The sequence below is a fragment of the Nonomuraea sp. NPDC049607 genome (genome assembly GCF_040675375.1).
Lineage (GTDB): Bacteria > Actinomycetota > Actinomycetes > Streptosporangiales > Streptosporangiaceae > Nonomuraea.
Genome location: NZ_JBFAOV010000010.1, coordinates 109,678 through 125,129 on the forward strand (window position 1 = coordinate 109,678; position 15,452 = coordinate 125,129).

At 71.4% G+C, this 15,452-nt stretch carries 16 protein-coding genes; 11 read left to right on the forward strand and 5 right to left on the reverse strand.

Features of this window, described 5'->3' with window-relative positions:
- Positions 1-12 precede the first annotated feature (12 nt).
- The 7 genes from AB0J97_RS21390 (at position 13) to AB0J97_RS21420 (ending at position 7,726) form a co-directional block, all read left to right on the forward strand.
- The gene (locus tag AB0J97_RS21390) at positions 13-1,428 is read left to right on the forward strand and encodes an amino acid permease (RefSeq protein ID WP_364091223.1); all 1,416 of its coding nucleotides are present in this window, start codon (positions 13-15) and stop codon (positions 1,426-1,428) included.
- Positions 1,425-2,669, forward strand: a complete 1,245-nt coding sequence (locus AB0J97_RS21395; protein WP_364091227.1) for an arginine deiminase — start codon at positions 1,425-1,427, stop codon at positions 2,667-2,669. The genes AB0J97_RS21390 and AB0J97_RS21395 overlap by 4 nt, the downstream gene beginning before the upstream one ends.
- 22 nt (positions 2,670-2,691) lie before the next feature.
- Positions 2,692-3,696, forward strand: coding sequence for an ornithine carbamoyltransferase (gene argF, locus AB0J97_RS21400; RefSeq protein WP_364091230.1), 1,005 nt, complete (start codon positions 2,692-2,694; stop codon positions 3,694-3,696).
- Positions 3,697-4,632, forward strand: a complete 936-nt coding sequence (arcC, locus tag AB0J97_RS21405) for a carbamate kinase (protein WP_357705329.1) — start codon at positions 3,697-3,699, stop codon at positions 4,630-4,632.
- Between the two features lie 9 nt (positions 4,633-4,641).
- Positions 4,642-6,063 (forward strand): amino acid permease, encoded by a 1,422-nt coding sequence (locus AB0J97_RS21410; RefSeq protein ID WP_364091234.1) that lies wholly within the window; start codon positions 4,642-4,644, stop codon positions 6,061-6,063.
- Between the two features lies 1 nt (position 6,064).
- Positions 6,065-6,931, forward strand: coding sequence for a universal stress protein (locus AB0J97_RS21415; protein ID WP_364091238.1), 867 nt, complete (start codon positions 6,065-6,067; stop codon positions 6,929-6,931).
- 300 nt (positions 6,932-7,231) lie between these two features.
- Positions 7,232-7,726, forward strand: coding sequence for a transcriptional regulator (locus AB0J97_RS21420; RefSeq protein WP_026214021.1), 495 nt, complete (start codon positions 7,232-7,234; stop codon positions 7,724-7,726).
- Positions 7,727-8,016: 290 nt separating this feature from the next.
- Here AB0J97_RS21420 and AB0J97_RS21425 read toward each other — a convergent pair whose 3' ends face one another.
- From AB0J97_RS21425 to AB0J97_RS21435, 3 genes are all read right to left on the reverse strand, one after another.
- Positions 8,017-8,403, reverse strand: coding sequence for an SAV_6107 family HEPN domain-containing protein (locus AB0J97_RS21425; RefSeq protein WP_357705326.1), 387 nt, complete (start codon positions 8,401-8,403; stop codon positions 8,017-8,019).
- A 551-nt stretch (positions 8,404-8,954) separates the two neighbouring features.
- Positions 8,955-9,146 (reverse strand): (4Fe-4S)-binding protein, encoded by a 192-nt coding sequence (locus tag AB0J97_RS21430; protein ID WP_357705325.1) that lies wholly within the window; start codon positions 9,144-9,146, stop codon positions 8,955-8,957.
- Between the two features lie 6 nt (positions 9,147-9,152).
- Complete coding sequence (locus AB0J97_RS21435) at positions 9,153-10,325, reverse strand: cytochrome P450 (protein ID WP_364091242.1); 1,173 nt, start codon at positions 10,323-10,325, stop codon at positions 9,153-9,155.
- Between the two features lie 90 nt (positions 10,326-10,415).
- Here AB0J97_RS21435 and AB0J97_RS21440 point away from each other — a divergent pair, with 90 nt between their 5' ends.
- Together AB0J97_RS21440 and AB0J97_RS21445 are read left to right on the forward strand one after the other, a co-directional pair.
- Positions 10,416-11,015 carry a helix-turn-helix domain-containing protein gene (locus tag AB0J97_RS21440; protein ID WP_364091245.1) on the forward strand — a complete coding sequence of 200 codons (600 nt, stop codon included), beginning with the start codon at positions 10,416-10,418 and terminating at the stop codon, positions 11,013-11,015.
- Between the two features lie 123 nt (positions 11,016-11,138).
- The gene (locus AB0J97_RS21445) at positions 11,139-11,642 is read left to right on the forward strand and encodes a hypothetical protein (protein ID WP_364091247.1); all 504 of its coding nucleotides are present in this window, start codon (positions 11,139-11,141) and stop codon (positions 11,640-11,642) included.
- Here AB0J97_RS21445 and AB0J97_RS21450 read toward each other — a convergent pair.
- The gene (locus AB0J97_RS21450; protein ID WP_364091249.1) at positions 11,625-13,253 is read right to left on the reverse strand and encodes a hypothetical protein; all 1,629 of its coding nucleotides are present in this window, start codon (positions 13,251-13,253) and stop codon (positions 11,625-11,627) included. The two genes, AB0J97_RS21445 and AB0J97_RS21450, sit on opposite strands and share 18 nt — an antisense overlap.
- 158 nt (positions 13,254-13,411) lie before the next feature.
- Positions 13,412-14,251 (reverse strand): L,D-transpeptidase family protein, encoded by an 840-nt coding sequence (locus AB0J97_RS21455; RefSeq protein WP_364091251.1) that lies wholly within the window; start codon positions 14,249-14,251, stop codon positions 13,412-13,414.
- 99 nt (positions 14,252-14,350) lie between these two features.
- Here AB0J97_RS21455 and AB0J97_RS21460 point away from each other — a divergent pair, with 99 nt between their 5' ends.
- Positions 14,351-14,827 carry a YbaK/EbsC family protein gene (locus tag AB0J97_RS21460; protein WP_364091253.1) on the forward strand — a complete coding sequence of 159 codons (477 nt, stop codon included), beginning with the start codon at positions 14,351-14,353 and terminating at the stop codon, positions 14,825-14,827.
- Positions 14,828-14,837: 10 nt separating this feature from the next.
- Positions 14,838-15,401, forward strand: a complete 564-nt coding sequence (locus AB0J97_RS21465) for a GNAT family N-acetyltransferase (protein ID WP_357705318.1) — start codon at positions 14,838-14,840, stop codon at positions 15,399-15,401.
- Positions 15,402-15,452 lie beyond the last annotated feature (51 nt).

The following is a 15,452-nucleotide window of genomic DNA, read 5'->3' on the forward strand; positions in this document are numbered from 1 at the left end:
CGGGGGGCACGCATGGGGGAACCACGTCCGCCCTCGAACGGCGTGCGGACGGCGGCGCGCGGGACGCGCTCGTCGGCCGCGGGCGGCCTGGGCCTCGGCGCGGCCGTCGCGCTGGTCATGGGGAACGTCGTGGGCACCGGCATCTTCCTGCTGCCCGCCTCGCTGGCGGCGTTCGGGACGGTGAGCCTGGTCTCCATGGTCCTGGTCACCGCGGGCGCCATCGCGATGGCGATCGTCTTCGGCCGCCTGGGCGGGCGCGTCCCGGCGGCGGGCGGCCCCTACGCCTACGCCCGCGAGGCGTTCGGGGAGTTCGCCGGGTTCTGGATCGCCTGGTCGTTCTGGCTGACCGCGTGGATCGGCAACGCGGCCATCGCCGTGGCGTGGGTGGGCTACGTCCAGTACCTGGCCCACGGGCTGTTCGGGCTCAACTGGGGCGGCACGCTCAGCCCGATCCTGATCGGCCTGACCGGGTTGTGGATCCCGGCCGTGGTGAACCTGGCCGGCGTGCGCAACGCGGCCGCCTTCCAGGTGGTCACCACGATCCTGAAGTTCGCGCCGCTGCTGTTCGTGGCGGTCGTGGGCCTGTTCTTCGTGCACCAGGACAACTACCCCCCGTTCAACGCCACCGGGGACGGCTGGGTCTCCGCCGTCTCCCTGGCGGGGGCGGTCACGCTGTTCATCTACTCGGGCGTGGAGAGCGCCGCCATCGCGGCCGACCGGGTCAGGGACCCCGCCCGCACCATCGGCCGGGCCAGCGTCATCGGCGTGCTGGCCTGCGCCGTCATGTACATCCTCAGCACGGTCGCCGTCATGGGCACCGTGCCGCAGGAGGAGCTCGTCGGGTCCACCGCGCCGTTCGCCGCCGCGCTCGACCACATGTTCGGCGGTACCGGCGGCGGGCTGCTCATGGCGGTCTGCGCCATGATCTCCGGCATCGGCGCGCTGAACGGCTGGACCCTGCTGGTCGCCGAGATGCCGCTGGCCGCCTCCAAGGACGGCTTGTTCCCGCCCGCCTTCGCCGTGGTCACCCGCCGCGGCGCGCCCCTGACGGGCATCCTGGCCGGGACCGTCCTCACCTCGCTCATGCTGCTGGTGGGCTACGCCTCCGCCAACGCCTTCGACACGATCGTGCTGCTGGCCTCCTTCACCACGGTCATCCCGTACTTCTTCTCGGCCGCCGCGCAGCTGTTCTGGCTGGTGACCCGGGAGCGGCGGATCGACCGGGGGCGGCTGGCCCGCGACCTGGCCGTCGCGGTGCTCGCGCTGCTGTTCTCGTTCTGGATGGCGTACGGCTCCGGGCCCCCGGCCGTGCTCGGCGGGACGCTCATGTTGTTGGTCGGCGTGCCCGTCTACATCTGGCTGAAGGCCAGGCACGGCGAGTACGGACCGCGTGATGTCCGCCGCGCTGAGGGGATATCTGAAAAATGACCTTTCATGTCGATTCAGAGGTCGGCCGGCTGCGCCAGGTCCTGCTGCACAAGCCGGAACTGGCCCTCAAACGGCTGACCCCGAGCAACAAGGACGCCTTCCTGTTCGACGACGTGCTGTGGGTGCAGCGCGCGGTGGAGGAGCACGAGGAGTTCGAGCGGGTGCTGCGCGACCGCGGCATCGTCGTCCACATGCTGGCCGACCTGCTGCGCGACGTGGTCGACATCCCCGAGGCCCGCAAGCACATCCTCGACGCCGTCATCGACGAGCGCTGGCTCGGCCCGATCGCCATCGACGACATCCGCAACACCCTCGACGGCATGGACGCCACCACTCTCCAGGTGCACCTGACCGGCGGCATCACCAAGCGCGAGCTGGTCGCGATGGGCTGCGACCCCAAGTCGGTGGCCTTCCACTCCACCGCCGACGACGACTTCATCCTGCCGCCGCTGCCCAACCACCTGTTCACCCGCGACACCTCCTGCTGGATCTACGACGGCGTGTCGATCAACGCGATGCGCAAGAAGGCCCGCATGCGCGAGACGGTCAACCTGGAGGCCGTCTACCGGTTCCACCCGATGTTCGCCGCCGGCTTCGACCGGCCCTACGAGGGCGGCTTCCACTGCTGGCTGCCCGGCCACGCGATGGCGCCGGCCACCCTGGAGGGCGGCGACGTGCTGGTCATCGGGCGCGGCGCGGTGCTGGTCGGGATGAGCGAGCGCACCCAGCCGCAGGCGGTCGAGATGCTGGCCCAGCGGCTGTTCAGCGCCGGATCCGCGACCCGGATCGTGGCGCTGGACATGCCGAAGGCGCGCGCGTTCATGCATCTGGACACGGTCATGACCATGCTCGACGTCGGGGTGTTCACCAAGTACGCCGGGCTCGGGATGTTGCCGGCGTACACCATCGAGCCGGGCGACACCTCCAAGGAGCTCAGGGTCACCGACCACCCGCCCCAGGACATGCACAGGGCCATCGCCCACGCCCTGGACATGGACGACATCACCGTCCTGACCCCCCACCAGGACGTGTACGCCGCCGAACGCGAGCAATGGGACGACGGCTGCAACGGCCTGGCCGTCGAGCCCGGCGTCGTCGTCGCCTACGAGCGCAACACCACCACGAACAACCACCTGCGCGACAACGGCATCGAGGTCATCACGATCCGGGGCAGCGAGCTGGGCAGAGGACGCGGCGGGCCGCGGTGCATGAGCTGCCCGCTGGAGCGCGACGGCATCTAGGACGGCATCCAGAAGGGGTGACATGGCGTTCAACCTGCGCAACCGCAGTTTCCTCAAGGAACTGGACTTCACGCCGGAGGAGTTCGGCTTCCTGCTGCACCTGTCGGCAGAGCTGAAGGCCGCCAAGTACGCCGGGGTCGAACGGCAGCGGCTCCACGGCAAGAACATCGCGCTCATCTTCGAGAAGACCTCGACCCGCACCCGCTGCGCGTTCGAGGTGGCCGCCCACGACCAGGGGGCGCACGTCACCTACCTCGACCCGGCCGGCTCGCACATCGGGCACAAGGAGTCGGTCAAGGACACCGCGCGGGTGCTGGGCCGGATGTTCGACGGCATCGAGTACCGGGGCAGCAAGCAGTCCTACGTCGAGGACCTGGCGGCGCTGTCCGGCGTGCCGGTGTGGAACGGCCTGACCGACGAGTGGCACCCCACGCAGATGCTGGCCGACATGCTCACCATCCGGGAGCACAGCGACAAGCCGCTGCGCGAGGTGTCCCTCGCCTACCTCGGGGACGCGCGCAACAACACCGGCCACTCGCTGCTGGTCACCGGCGCGCTGCTCGGCCTGGACATCCGGCTGGTCACCCCGCCGGCGCTGCGGCCCGACCGCGACCTCGCGGTGCGGCCCGCCGAGGAGCTGGCCAGGTCCACCGGCGCCCGGATCACCATCACCGAGGACGTGGCCGAGGGCGTCAGGGGCGCCGACTTCCTCTACACCGACGTGTGGGTCTCGATGGGCGAGCCGAAGGAGGTGTGGGACGAGCGGATCGAGCTGCTGCTGCCGTACCAGGTGAACGACGACGTCGTCCGGGCCACCGGCAATCCGGACGTGAAGTTCATGCACTGCCTGCCCGCCTTCCACAACCGGGAGACCGGCGTGGGCGCCGACATCTACGCCAGGACCGGCCTGGAGTCCCTGGAGGTGACCGACGAGGTCTTCGAGTCGCCGCGTTCCATCGTCTTCGACGAGGCCGAGAACCGGCTGCACACCATCAAAGCGGTCATGGTCGCAACCCTGGGGGACTGAATGCGGGTCATCGTCGCACTCGGCGGCAACGCGGTGCTCAAACGCGGCCAGAAGCCGGACGCCGAGGCGCAGAGGGACAACATCGCCACCGCCGTCAGGACGCTGGCCCGGCTCGCCGGCGAGCACGAGCTGGTCATCACCCACGGGAACGGCCCCCAGGTCGGCATGCTGGCGCTGGAGAGCGCCGCGGACCCGAACCTGAGCCGCCCCTACCCCTTCGACACGCTCGGCGCGCAGACGCAGGGCATGATCGGCTACTGGATGCAGCAGGCGCTGCAGAACGCCCTGCCCGGCCGGCAGGTGCTCGCCATGGTCACCCAGACCCTGGTCAGCGCCGTCGACCCGGCCTTCGACGACCCCACCAAGTTCGTCGGTCAGGTCTACGAGGAGGACGAGGCCCGCAAGCTGGCCGCCGAGTACGGCTGGACGGTCAAGCCCGACGGCGACCGCTGGCGGCGCGTCGTGCCCTCGCCCACGCCGCAGCGCATCGTGGAGACCCGGCTGATCCGCAAGATGATCCGCGAGGGCGTCGTGGTGGTCTGCGCGGGCGGCGGCGGCATCCCCGTCGTGCGCGACGCCCGCGGCCGGCTGGCGGGCGTCGAGGCCGTCATCGACAAGGACCTGACCGCCTCAATGCTGGCCGAGGCGCTGGAGTGCGACGCCTTCCTCATCCTGACCGACGTCCCGCGGGTGTACCGCGACTTCGGCGCGCCGGGCCAGACCGAGATCGCCTGCACCACCCCGCACGAGCTGCGCGGGCTGCGTTTCCCGGCCGGGTCGATGGGGCCGAAGGTCGAGGCGGTGTGCCGGTTCGTCGAGACGACCGGCGACATGGCCGCCATCGGCAGGCTCGACGAGGCGGCGGACATACTCGCCGGCTCCGCGGGCACGATCGTCACGCCCAACGGGATGTGGCCGCTGACGAGCACCCTCTAGGAGACCGACGTGACACTGGCCGCACGGCTGCTGCGCACCAAGCCGACCGAGCGCATCGTGGCCGAGGGCGGGCAGGGCGAGGGCGGCGAGCTGCGGCGCACGATGACGCTGTGGCAGCTCACGCTGTTCAGCGTCGGCGCCACGCTCGGCACCGGCATCTTCGTCATCCTCGGCCAGGCGGTGCCCAAGGCGGGGCCGGCGGTGGTGCTGTCGTTCGTGCTGGCGGCGATCACGGCGCTGTTCTCGGCCCTGTCGTACGCCGAGCTGGCCGGGACGATCCCGGTGTCCGGGTCGTCCTACTCCTACGCGTACGCGACGCTGGGCGAGCTGGTGGCCTGGGTGTGCGGCTGGTGCCTGATGCTGGAGTACGCCGTGTCCGTCGCGGCCGTGGCCGTGGGCTGGGGCGAGTACCTCAACGCGTTCCTGCGCAGCCTGTTCGGCTGGACGCTGCCCGAGGCGATCACCCGCTCCCCCGGCCAGGACGGCGGCGTCGTCAACGTCACCGCGATCCTCATCGTGCTCCTGGCCACCTGGCTGCTGCTCTACGGGGCCTCGGAGTCGGCCAGGGCCAACGCGGTGTTCGTGCTGATCAAGATCGCGGTGCTGGTGTTCTTCTGCGTGGTGGCGTTCACGGCGTTCCAGACCGGGAACTTCACCCCGTTCGCCCCCCTGGGGGTGGCCGGGATCACGGCCGCCGCCTCGCAGGTGTTCTTCTCCTACATCGGCTTCGACGCCGCCTCCACCGCCGGTGAGGAGGCCAGGAACCCCAAGCGCGACCTGCCCCTGGCCATCCTGCTGTCCCTGCTCATCGTCACCGCTGTGTACGTCCTGGTCGCCGTGGCCGCCATCGGGGCCAAGCCGTGGACCGAGTTCGCCCCGGAGAGCACCGAGGCGAGCCTGTCGCAGATCGTCGACCAGGCCACCGGCGCCACCTGGCCCGGCGTGATCGTCTCCTTCGGCGCGGTGATCGCCATCGCCAGCGTCGTGCTCACCGTCATCTACGGCCAGACCCGCATCCTGTTCGCGATGTCCCGCGACGGGCTCATCCCCCGGATCTTCCAGCGGGTGAACCCGCGTCACCAGGTGCCGGTCGCCAACACGCTGATCGTGGCCCTGTTCATCTCAGTCCTGGCCGGGCTGGTGCCGCTCGGCCAGCTCGCCGAGGCCACCAGCATCGGCACGCTGTTCGCCTTCTTCATCGTCAACGTCGGCGTGCTGGTCCTGCGCCACCGCAGCCCCGAGCTGCCGCGCAGCTTCCGTACGCCGCTCTTCCCCCTCACCCCGGTGCTCGGCGCGGTCTTCTGCGTCATCGTCATGGCCGGGCTGGCGGGCGTCACGTGGGCCGCCTTCGGCCTGTGGATGCTGGTCGGCCTGATCTGCTATTTCCTGTACGGCTACGGGCATTCGCGGCTGAGTGCCGAGGTGCGGTGACATGAAGTTCGAGAAGGTGCTGGCCGGGTACATCGCCGAGCCACGCGGCAGGGACGGGCTGGCGCTGGCCGTTCTGCTGACCCGGCAGACCGGGGGGAGCCTGACGGTGGCGACCGTCCAGCCGCCCGTGACCACCACGCCGGGCCCCGCCCGCGCCGACGAGGGCGCCTGGCGCTCCTACCTGCGCGAGCAGGCCGAGACCGCGCTCGCGCAGGCCCGCGAGCTGGCCGGCGACCAGGTCGAGTACGTCCGCCAGACCAACAGGGGCAGCGGGCGCGGGCTGGTGGAGGTGGCCCGCAGGCGCGGCGCCGACGTCGTGGTGATCGGCTCGGCGCCCGGCGGCGGACGGTCCCGCATCACCGTCGGCAGCACCGCCGACCAGCTCCTGCACTCCTCGCCGGTGCCCGTGCTGCTGGCCCCGCGCGGCTACGGCGACGACCCGCCGGCCGCGTTCGAGCGCATCACGGTCGCCTACCGCCGCGGGCCCGGCGCCGACGCCGCCGTCAAGGGCGCGGCCAAGGCCGCGGTCACCCTGGACATCCCGCTGCGGCTGGTCACGCTGGTGGTCAGGACCGGCCGTCGCGTGCAGATCGAGGAGGACATGCTCGTCCGGCTGCGCGACCAGGCCGCCGCGGACCTGCGTGCCGCGGCCCGGGGGCAGCGGCGCAGGCTCCAGGTCGAGGTGGAGCTCCTTGAGGGCCGGAACGTGGCACAGGCGCTCGGCACGACCACCTGGCTGCCCGGGGAACTGCTCGTGTGCGCCTCCAGCGACGCCGGGCCGCTGCGGCGGGTCTTCCTGGGCGACACGTCCATCAAGATCGTCCAGGCCGCGACCTGCCCGGTCATGATTTTGACCCGCGAGACCTGACGCTCGATTTCACTCGTCAAACTATGACGAAGTAGTGTTGCCATCGGTACAAGAGGGGCGTTTGTTGCGTTCCCTCCCGGACCGGATTCGGCATCTTTTTTCCAATCAGCTTGACCTTAGGCTCCCACCCCTTTACCGTCACTGTGCGTAACCACACCGCGCGGCGTTCTGGGGTAAACCCAGGGCCACGGCTACCGATGGTGCCGAGCCTGGCACTGTACCCCCCGGTGGCTGGGGCATATGCCGCAAGGGAGCACAATCTACTGAGAGCGCTACATACGAGAGCCGGGGGGCCACACGATGCCGTCTGAGTACGCAAAGTCGCTGGGTGCAAGACTCCGCGCCATCCGCACCCAGCAGGGGCTGTCCCTGCATGGAGTCGAAGAGAAGTCGCGCGGCCGGTGGAAAGCCGTGGTCGTGGGCTCCTACGAGCGTGGCGACCGAGCCGTGACCGTGCAGAAGCTTGCCGAGCTTGCCGATTTCTACGGAGTGCCTGTCTCCGAGCTGCTGCCCGGGGGCGCCGCTCCGAGTCCGCTCGGGCCCACTCCCAAGCTTGTGATCGACCTGGAGCGCCTGGCGACACTGCCGAAGGAGAAGGCCGGGGCGCTCGCCCGTTACGCCGCCACCATTCAGAGCCAGCGTGGCGACTACAACGGCAAGGTCCTGTCGATCCGCCAGGAGGACCTGCGTTCGTTGGCTGTGATCTATGACAAGTCGCCCAGCGAGTTGACCGAGGAACTCATCAGCTGGGGCGTGCTCGACGCCGAGGCGCGCCGGGCCGTCGAGTCGTTCTAGGACCTACCGCTTCACCACCGGAGGGCTCGCCAATTCCCCTGGCGGGCCCTCCGCCGTACCGGCTGGGAATTCTTCGGCCCGATACACGGACATTACGCCCTTTTACCCCGATAACCCGCTATCACGAACAACGCCCGGGGAAACGACAGCGCCGGGAGCCCACCGAAGCCGCGCCCGCTTTTGGGCATGCGTCAAGGCCACAGCCGCCCTGCCTGCCTCTTCGCGCCGCTAGACCCCGCCACCCGCACTTCTCCGCTCGGCGGCGTCGCCCGGAGAGCCGGACGGCGGGGTCAGCCTGCCAGCGGGACGTCCACGGGAAGCTGGGCCTGGACGGGGACGCCGAGCAGCTCTTCCACCGTGGAGACGAAGGTCTCGGCCTCGGCCAGGATCTCGGCGGCGTCGGCCGCGCTGATGCCGCGGACCACGCCCGCCTCCGCGGCCGCGCGCTTGGCGGCGCTCACGGAGAAGTAGGCGGCCCACTCGGCAAGGTGGGGCTCGGCCTCGGGCAGCAACTCCCACGCGCTGCGCAGACGGCGCCTGCGGCCCTCCATGGGACGGGGACGGGCGGCCAGGATCGCCGCAGCCGCCCGAAGAGCCGCCAGGTGAGCGGCCACGTATCGGGACGCCGGGGTGCGGGCGGCGGTCGCCTCCGCCAGGCAGGAACGTGAATCGGTCAAGTGTGCCCGAACCGCAGGCGACAGCCGGGGCCCGGGTGTTTCTCTAGGCCGTGGTGCCATCTTGCGCGCCTCCTTGGAGTCGTGGGCGGCGGCCGGCGTCTCCGCCGGTGAGGTCAACACTTGCAGACGCCACCGACATTTCCGCCGAGCCGGCCGGACGAGGAGCTTCCCCTCTCCCCGTCCGGCCAGGACACGCCCACTCGTCTCCGCCGACGACGAGGACGCGCCCTTCGCCCGTGGAACCCGGCCGCGGGGATCGCTTTGGGGAAGCGAACGGCCCGCGACCAGGTCCTGGGGTGACGTTGAGCCGCGAGCCTCACCGCCACTAGGTCGAACATAATTTCGATCACGCTCGGTGTCAACCTGTTCCACGAACACAGGTTCGATGACCAAGGATCGAAGTGATCGATCCGGCGCGTGACGTCACCCTGTTCGCGCGCGATCCCTTGCGGGTGGCGTCCGGCCCCCAGAAGGCCCCCACGAGGCCCGGGCCGCCGCACACGAAACCGCCGCCACCGGAGGCGGTGGCGGCGGGGCGGGCGGGGGGCGGTTCAGGAGACGGAGATGGCCCCCGACGGGCACAAGGACACCGCACGCCGCACGGCCTCCTCCTGCCCTTCCTCGGGCACCTCGCGCAGCAGCACCACCGTGCCCTCGTCCTCACTCTGGTCGAACACCTCCGGCACCGTCAGGGCGCACATGCCCGCCCCGATGCACACCGTCGTATCCGCTGTGATCTTCATCGTGACCTACCAAGTGACAGGGAGGCGGTGCACTCCATAGATGCTCATGTCCGAGCGCATCGGCACCTCCTCGGGTGATACGGCCAAGCGTAGGCCAGGCAGGCGCCGCAGCAGCGCCGGGTACGCGATGCGCATCTCGGCCCGGGCGAGCTGCTGCCCGAGGCACTGGTGGATGCCGTGGCCGAACGTCAGGTGCCCGCCGGCCGGCCGTTGGAGGTCGAGGCGGTCGGCGTCCTGGAAGCGGGAGGGGTCCCGGTTCACGGTGGGCAGGTGCAGGGCGATCGACTCCCCCGCCCTGACGAGGTGACCTTCGACCTCGACGTCCTCCAGGGCGCTGCGCACCGGGCCGAGATGGATGATCGTGAGGTAGCGCAGCAGCTCCTCCACGCCGTTCTCCACCACCGACGGGTCGTCGCGCATGGCGGCGAGCTGGCCGGGGTTGGTGAGCAGCGCGTACGTCCCCAGCCCCAGCATGTTGGCGGTCGTCTCGTGCCCGGCCAGCAGGAGCAGGAACGCGACCCCGGTCAGCTCCTCGTGGTTCAGGTCCTCGACGAGCCCACTGAGCAGGTCGTCGGCCGGCTCCGACCGCTTGCGCCCGATCAGCTCCGACAGGTACGCCCCGATCCTGGAGAACGCGGCCAGGGCGTCGTCGGCCTTGGTCTCCAGGTTGACCAGGATCTTGGTGGCCTCCTGGAACTCCACGCGGTCCTCGTACGGCACCCCGAGCAGCTCGCAGATCACCAGCGACGGGATCGGCAGCGCGAAGGACTCCACCAGGTCGGCGGGCGGCCCGGCGGCCTGCAGGGCGTCCAGGCAGGAGTGGGTGATCTCCTCGATCCTGGGTTCGAGCGCCTTCATCCGCCGGACGGTGAACTGCCCCATGAGCAGTTTGCGGTAACGCGTGTGCTCGGGCGCGTCCATGCGCAGGAAGAACCCGGGCGGCACGTCCCGCTGGAGCTGCATCCGGGCGGGCACCACGGGGTGCAGCCGCTCCGGACGGTTGCTGAAGCGGGGGTCGGCCAGGATCGAGCGGGCGGCCGAGTAGCCGGTGACCAGCCAGCCGAGGTGGCCGTCGGCGAAGGTCAGGCGGTGCATGGCGCCCTGTTGTCGCAGGGCCGTGGCTTCCTCAGGCGGATCGAACGGCTGCTGGCGGGCGATGGGAAAGGTCAGGTCTGACATGCTGGCTCCTTTCCGAGCTCCCCTCCAGAAAACCTCAATCGATGCAAAATTTCAATGCATGAAATTCGTTTACCGGTGTAGAGTTCCGTCATGGTAGGACTGCGGGAGCGCAAGAAGCAGCGCACGCGCCGGGCGCTGATCGAGGCCGCGCTCCGGCTGTTCAGTGAGAAGGGCTACGAGGAGACCACGCTGGCGGAGATCGCCGCCGCCGCCGAGGTCTCCACCCGCACTTTCTTCAGCTACTTCGCCGGCAAGGAGGACGTGCTCTTCTACGACTCCGAGCAGCAGATCGAGCGCGCGCTGGCGTACCTGGCCGCGCCGGCTCCCGGCCAGACGCCGGCCGACCTGCTGCGCGACTTCATCGAGGACACGCTGTCGACGTCGGACGACGGCCGGGAGAGCTGGTCGGAACAGTCGACGCTGCGGCTGGAGCTCATCATGCGCGAGCCGCCGCTGCAGGCGCGGGCGCTGCACCTGCTGTTCGACAGCCAGCTCCGGCTGGCGGCGGCGCTGTCGGCGGCCTTCCCCGGCCGGCTCGACCGGGTCGAGGCGGCGGCGGCCGTGGGGTCGCTGATCGGCGCGGTGAAGCTGGCCGTGATGACCACGCTCATCGACGGCCTCCCGGTGGAGCAGGCCCGCGACGCCGCCCGCCGCGCGGCCGACGTCGCCGTCCACGGCCTTCCCCGCTGACCCGGGGCCCCGGCGTCCCGGCGTCCCGGGGTGGCGCGCGACGGCTCGCGTCTGGCAGGCTGACCGCGCGGTGCCGGGCTGCGGACGGACCGGCCGTACGGGGCGGCGACGCGAGGGGGATCGATGCGGGGACGGACGGGCACTCTCGTGCTGCTGCTGTCGGGGCCGGTCCTCGTGGCGGCGTACGCGGCCGTCAACTACGCGGCCCTCCGCACGGCCTCGCAGGCGCGCGCCGGCGACCCCGGTGGCCGGATCACGTCCGGCGGGCTGTCGTCGCTGGGCTCGGACCTCTGGTGGATCACGCGGGGCGTCGCGCTGGTGGCGGCCGTGGCGGCCGTGGGGCTCGCCGTGGTGGGCCTGCTGCTCCGCCGCGCGACCCGGCGGCGCGGCGCGCTGCTGGTGTTGTCGGGCGTCCTCATCCTGCCGTACACGCTCGGGGTCATGGCGGCCGTCTACAACCCCGCGCCGAGGCTGGCCGGGTTCTACGACGATGTCGCCTTCGAGGACGCGCTCCCGCCGTGGCAGTACGCCTCCTCCCTGCTGGTGGTGGTGGCCGCCCTGGCCCAGGCGGTGGGCATGGTCCGTGCGCACAGCGAGGCACGGACGGCCTCAGCTCCCCCGCGGTGACGTGCCGCCGGGGCAGCGGGCGTCGACCCAGGTCGTCCAGCCCTGCCGGGCGCCGCCCGCGCCGGTCGCGGTCCACCCCTCGGGCGGCGGCCCCGCGTCGGGCGGGACGACGGCGGTGCAGACGCCGTCCGGCGGCGTACGGTCGAAGTGCTCGATCTCGGTCCAGGACACGCGGTAGGCCAGCAGGGCCCGGACGTTCCACTTCACCTGCCGGTCCACGGCCACCCGTCCTGGCCCGGTGAGGACGGGCAGCCAGTCGGGCCCGGCGGCGGGCGCGGACTTCGGCGCCAGATCGGCGGCGAAGACGACGTTGGTCAACGCCAGCGCGGCCACGACCGCCGGCCAGGCCCTGCGGGCGGTCAGGAGGGCCGCTCCCGTCAGGCACGCCAGCAGGGCGAGCGTCACGGCGGAGGCGGCGACCAGGTCGAAGGAGTCCCGCACCCGGGTGAGGAAGATCACCTCCGGGAAGTCGAAGGCGATGAACGCGTACCGCTGGAGCCGGTCCCCCGCGTACCGGACGACCACGCCGCCGGTCACCGCGAGCAGCCCGGCCGCCGCGAGGGCGTGCCGCACGACGGCCCGGCGGCCGGCTCGGGCCAGCACGAGCAGCCCGGCCAGCGTCCAGGCGATCGCCACGCAGGCCAGGTAGCGGCCGTAGGCGTAGTTGCCGACCCGGTGCTCGTCGGGGAGCGCGGCCGAGGAGGCGTACGCGATGCCCAGGGTCGTGACGAGCAGGACGGCCGCGAGGAAACGCCGCGGCCCCGGCGCGGACCGCCTGGCCACGACGGCGACCGCGCCCGCGATCCCCACCCCGGCCAGCCCCCAGGTCGCGACGACCAGGTACCAGAGCTGCCCGGCCGCCCCCGCCAGCGCCCACGCCTGCCCGTCGAGCCCGGCCAGCCGTCCGGCCAGGATGCCCGACAGGTCACGCGGCCCGCCGGGGTACAGCGCCGCGGACAGCGCCCGGTTCAGCACCGTCCCGGCGACCGCGACCACCACGGCGGTCACCAGCCCGGCCACGGCCGCCCGGCGGCGCGCCGGGAGCAGCGCCGTCATGGCCAGCATGGCCAGTACGGTCACCGCCAGGACGACGGTGCCGCGCAGGTGCACCGTCATGGCGAACCCCGCGAGCCCGCCCGCCAGCACCCCCGCCCCGGCCGACCCTCTGGCCGCGAGGTCGTGCAGCGCGACCAGCCAGGCCAGGACGAGCGTGGGCAGGATCGCGTCGGCCAGCGCCAGCCCCGAGAACAGCAGCAGCGACGGCGACAGCCCGCCCGCGAACGCCGCGGCCATCGCCGCCCGACGGCCCGCCCCCAGGCGCCGCAGCAGCAGGTACGCCAGCGGGAACGCCCCCGCCGCCACCATCGACCCCACCACGACCACCAGCCGGTACGCCACCACCGGGTCACGCGTGACCCAGAACACCGGCGCCAGCAGCAGCGGATAACCCCCCTGGTAGAAGGTGAACCCGGTCAGATCCGCCCCGGGCCCGCCGGTCAGCCACCGGGCGGCGAGCAGGTACCCGGTCTCGTCCGGGTTGGCCACGGGCCCGGTGTGCTGCCGGTACAACCACAGCCGCAGCACGACCTGCGCCACCCACCCGATCGCCAATGCCCACCGCAGAAGCGACCGGCCCCCGCGCCGCACGTGCGGAGCAGGGGCCGGAACACGAACTATGGACGTCGTCGCCATGGAATCCCCCTAGAAGTCGGGGGAAGTCCAGCAAGAGGCGGATAACCCGGCCGTCACCGGATCCGGTTATGCGGACGTTATGCGCGCCTGAACGCACCTCTCACGTGCACCGGAACGCCCTTGCCGAGCAGTCCGGGCAGCACCTCGGCCACGTTCATCGGCATGCGCACGCAGCCGTGCGAGGCCGGGGAGAGCGGCACCGACAGCGCGCCGTGGAAGGCGATGCCGCCGTTGAAGAAGATCGGGTTGTAGAGCTGCCCCAGGTAGGACTTGTGCCAGCCGCCGGCGCGCCAGGTCGTGCGGTAGTCGCCGGTCGGCGTCCGGGCCGAGCCGCAGAAGCGCTGCTCCTTGCCCTGCCAGGCGGTCGTCTCGCAGTACGGGACGCCGCTGCCGGAGGAGACGTGGGTGATGAGCCGTACCTGGCCGCCGACGTACAGGACCATGATCTGCTTGGTCAGGTTGACCTCTGCGCGGGTCGGCTTGCCGTTGGCCACCAGGACCTTCGGGCTCTTCGGCCGTTCCAGCGCCTCCCACGTCCTGCGGGCGATCGTGCTGGTCGGGGTGATGCCGTTGACCTTCTGGAAGGCCCAGACGGCGGCGAGGGTGGTGCCGCCGTAACTGCCGTCGGCCTTGCCGGGCAGGTAGCCCAGGGCGGTCAGCCGCCGCTGCAGCCAGGTGACGGACTCGCCCTTGGCGCCCAGTTTCAGCGTCTTGCGCGGCGCCGATACGGGCGCCGTGACGGGTGCGGTGACGGATGCCGCCGCCGGGCCCGCCTTGGCCCCCGCGGTGCCGGGGGTGCTCGCCGTACCGATCAGGCCGGTCGGCGCGGCGGGTGTGACCGTCTGCGCGCAGCCCGTGAGTACGACGGCCCCAGCCGTCAGAAGAGCAGCCACTCCGGGCAGCCGTCGAGCCCCCACCGGTACCACCTCTTTTGTCACGAACACTCCGGATCGATGGACCCTACACCACCCACCACGAACAGGTAATAAGGCGGTCAACCTGTTTAGAGTGTCCTCATGTCTGAGAAGTTGCCGGCGAACGCCGTCGTCGTGGAGGCCGCCCTGCGCGCGGTGGGGGCCGCCGGGGAGATCGTCGTCCTGCCCGAGAAGGCGCCGACCGCGGCGACCGCGGCCGCCCAGCTCGGCTGCGAGGTGGGGGCGATCGCCAACAGCCTGATCTTCGACGCCGGCGGCGCGCCGCTGCTGGTCCTGACCAGCGGCGCCCACCGGGTGGACGTCGAGCTCATCGCCCGTACGGCGGGCGTCGCCCGGGTGCGCCGGGCCACGCCGGAGTTCGTCCGGGCCGCGACCGGTCAGCCGATCGGCGGCGTGGCCCCGGTCGGCCATCCGGCCCCGGTCCGCACCCTCGTGGACAACTGGCTGAGCAAGCACGACGTGGTGTGGGCGGCCGGCGGCCACCCGCTGACGGTCTTCCCGACGACGTTCGAGGAGCTGGTGACGATCACCGGGGGCACCGCGGTCGACGTCGAGTAATGTGCGACGGGTGATCGAGTTTCGCGGGGCGGGCCCGGCCGAGTTCACCGAGCGCCTGGACACGGTGATCGACATCTACACGGCGGCGATGAACCCGCCCCCCGAGCAGATCTCCGGCCGCAAGACCATCATGCGAAATCACGGGACATATCCCCATTTCCAGTGCTATTTCGCAGAGCTGCGGGACCCGACCGGCACGGAACGCCCCCGGATCGTCGGCTTCGCCTACGGATTCCGCGGCGCGACCGGCCAGTGGTGGCACGACGTGGTGAGCAGGGCGCTGGCCGACGAGGCCGGCGAGGAGGCCGCGCACGCCTGGATGGGCCACGCGTTCGAGCTGGCCGAGATCCACGTGCACCCCGATCACCAGGGCAAGGGCATCGGCCGGGCCATGATCAGGACCCTGTGCGCCGGCCGCCCCGAACGCTCGGCCGTGCTGTCCACCCACGACCGCCCCACGGCCGCCCGCCACCTCTACGCCGGCCTGGGCTTCACCGACCTGCTGACCCGCTTCGTCTTCCCCGGCGGCCACGAGGAGTACGCCATCGTGGGCCGCCCACTCCCCCTCGACTGAACGCGTCGCACGTCACCGCGGGTAAAGCCCTGGGCTTGACGGGTTTGCCTG

Bases quoted from the DNA above. Each gene is read 5' to 3' on its own strand.
- AB0J97_RS21390 (WP_364091223.1), top strand. From the start codon at position 13: ATGGGGGAACCACGTCCGCCCTCGAACGGCGTGCGGACGGCGGCGCGC.
- AB0J97_RS21395 (WP_364091227.1), top strand. From the start codon at position 1,425: ATGACCTTTCATGTCGATTCAGAGGTCGGCCGGCTGCGCCAGGTCCTG.
- argF (WP_364091230.1), top strand. From the start codon at position 2,692: ATGGCGTTCAACCTGCGCAACCGCAGTTTCCTCAAGGAACTGGACTTC.
- arcC (WP_357705329.1), top strand. From the start codon at position 3,697: ATGCGGGTCATCGTCGCACTCGGCGGCAACGCGGTGCTCAAACGCGGC.
- AB0J97_RS21415 (WP_364091238.1), top strand. From the start codon at position 6,065: ATGAAGTTCGAGAAGGTGCTGGCCGGGTACATCGCCGAGCCACGCGGC.
- AB0J97_RS21420 (WP_026214021.1), top strand. From the start codon at position 7,232: ATGCCGTCTGAGTACGCAAAGTCGCTGGGTGCAAGACTCCGCGCCATC.
- AB0J97_RS21430 (WP_357705325.1), bottom strand. From the start codon at position 9,146: ATGAAGATCACAGCGGATACGACGGTGTGCATCGGGGCGGGCATGTGC.
- AB0J97_RS21435 (WP_364091242.1), bottom strand. From the start codon at position 10,325: ATGTCAGACCTGACCTTTCCCATCGCCCGCCAGCAGCCGTTCGATCCG.
- AB0J97_RS21440 (WP_364091245.1), top strand. From the start codon at position 10,416: ATGGTAGGACTGCGGGAGCGCAAGAAGCAGCGCACGCGCCGGGCGCTG.
- AB0J97_RS21445 (WP_364091247.1), top strand. From the start codon at position 11,139: ATGCGGGGACGGACGGGCACTCTCGTGCTGCTGCTGTCGGGGCCGGTC.
- AB0J97_RS21460 (WP_364091253.1), top strand. From the start codon at position 14,351: ATGTCTGAGAAGTTGCCGGCGAACGCCGTCGTCGTGGAGGCCGCCCTG.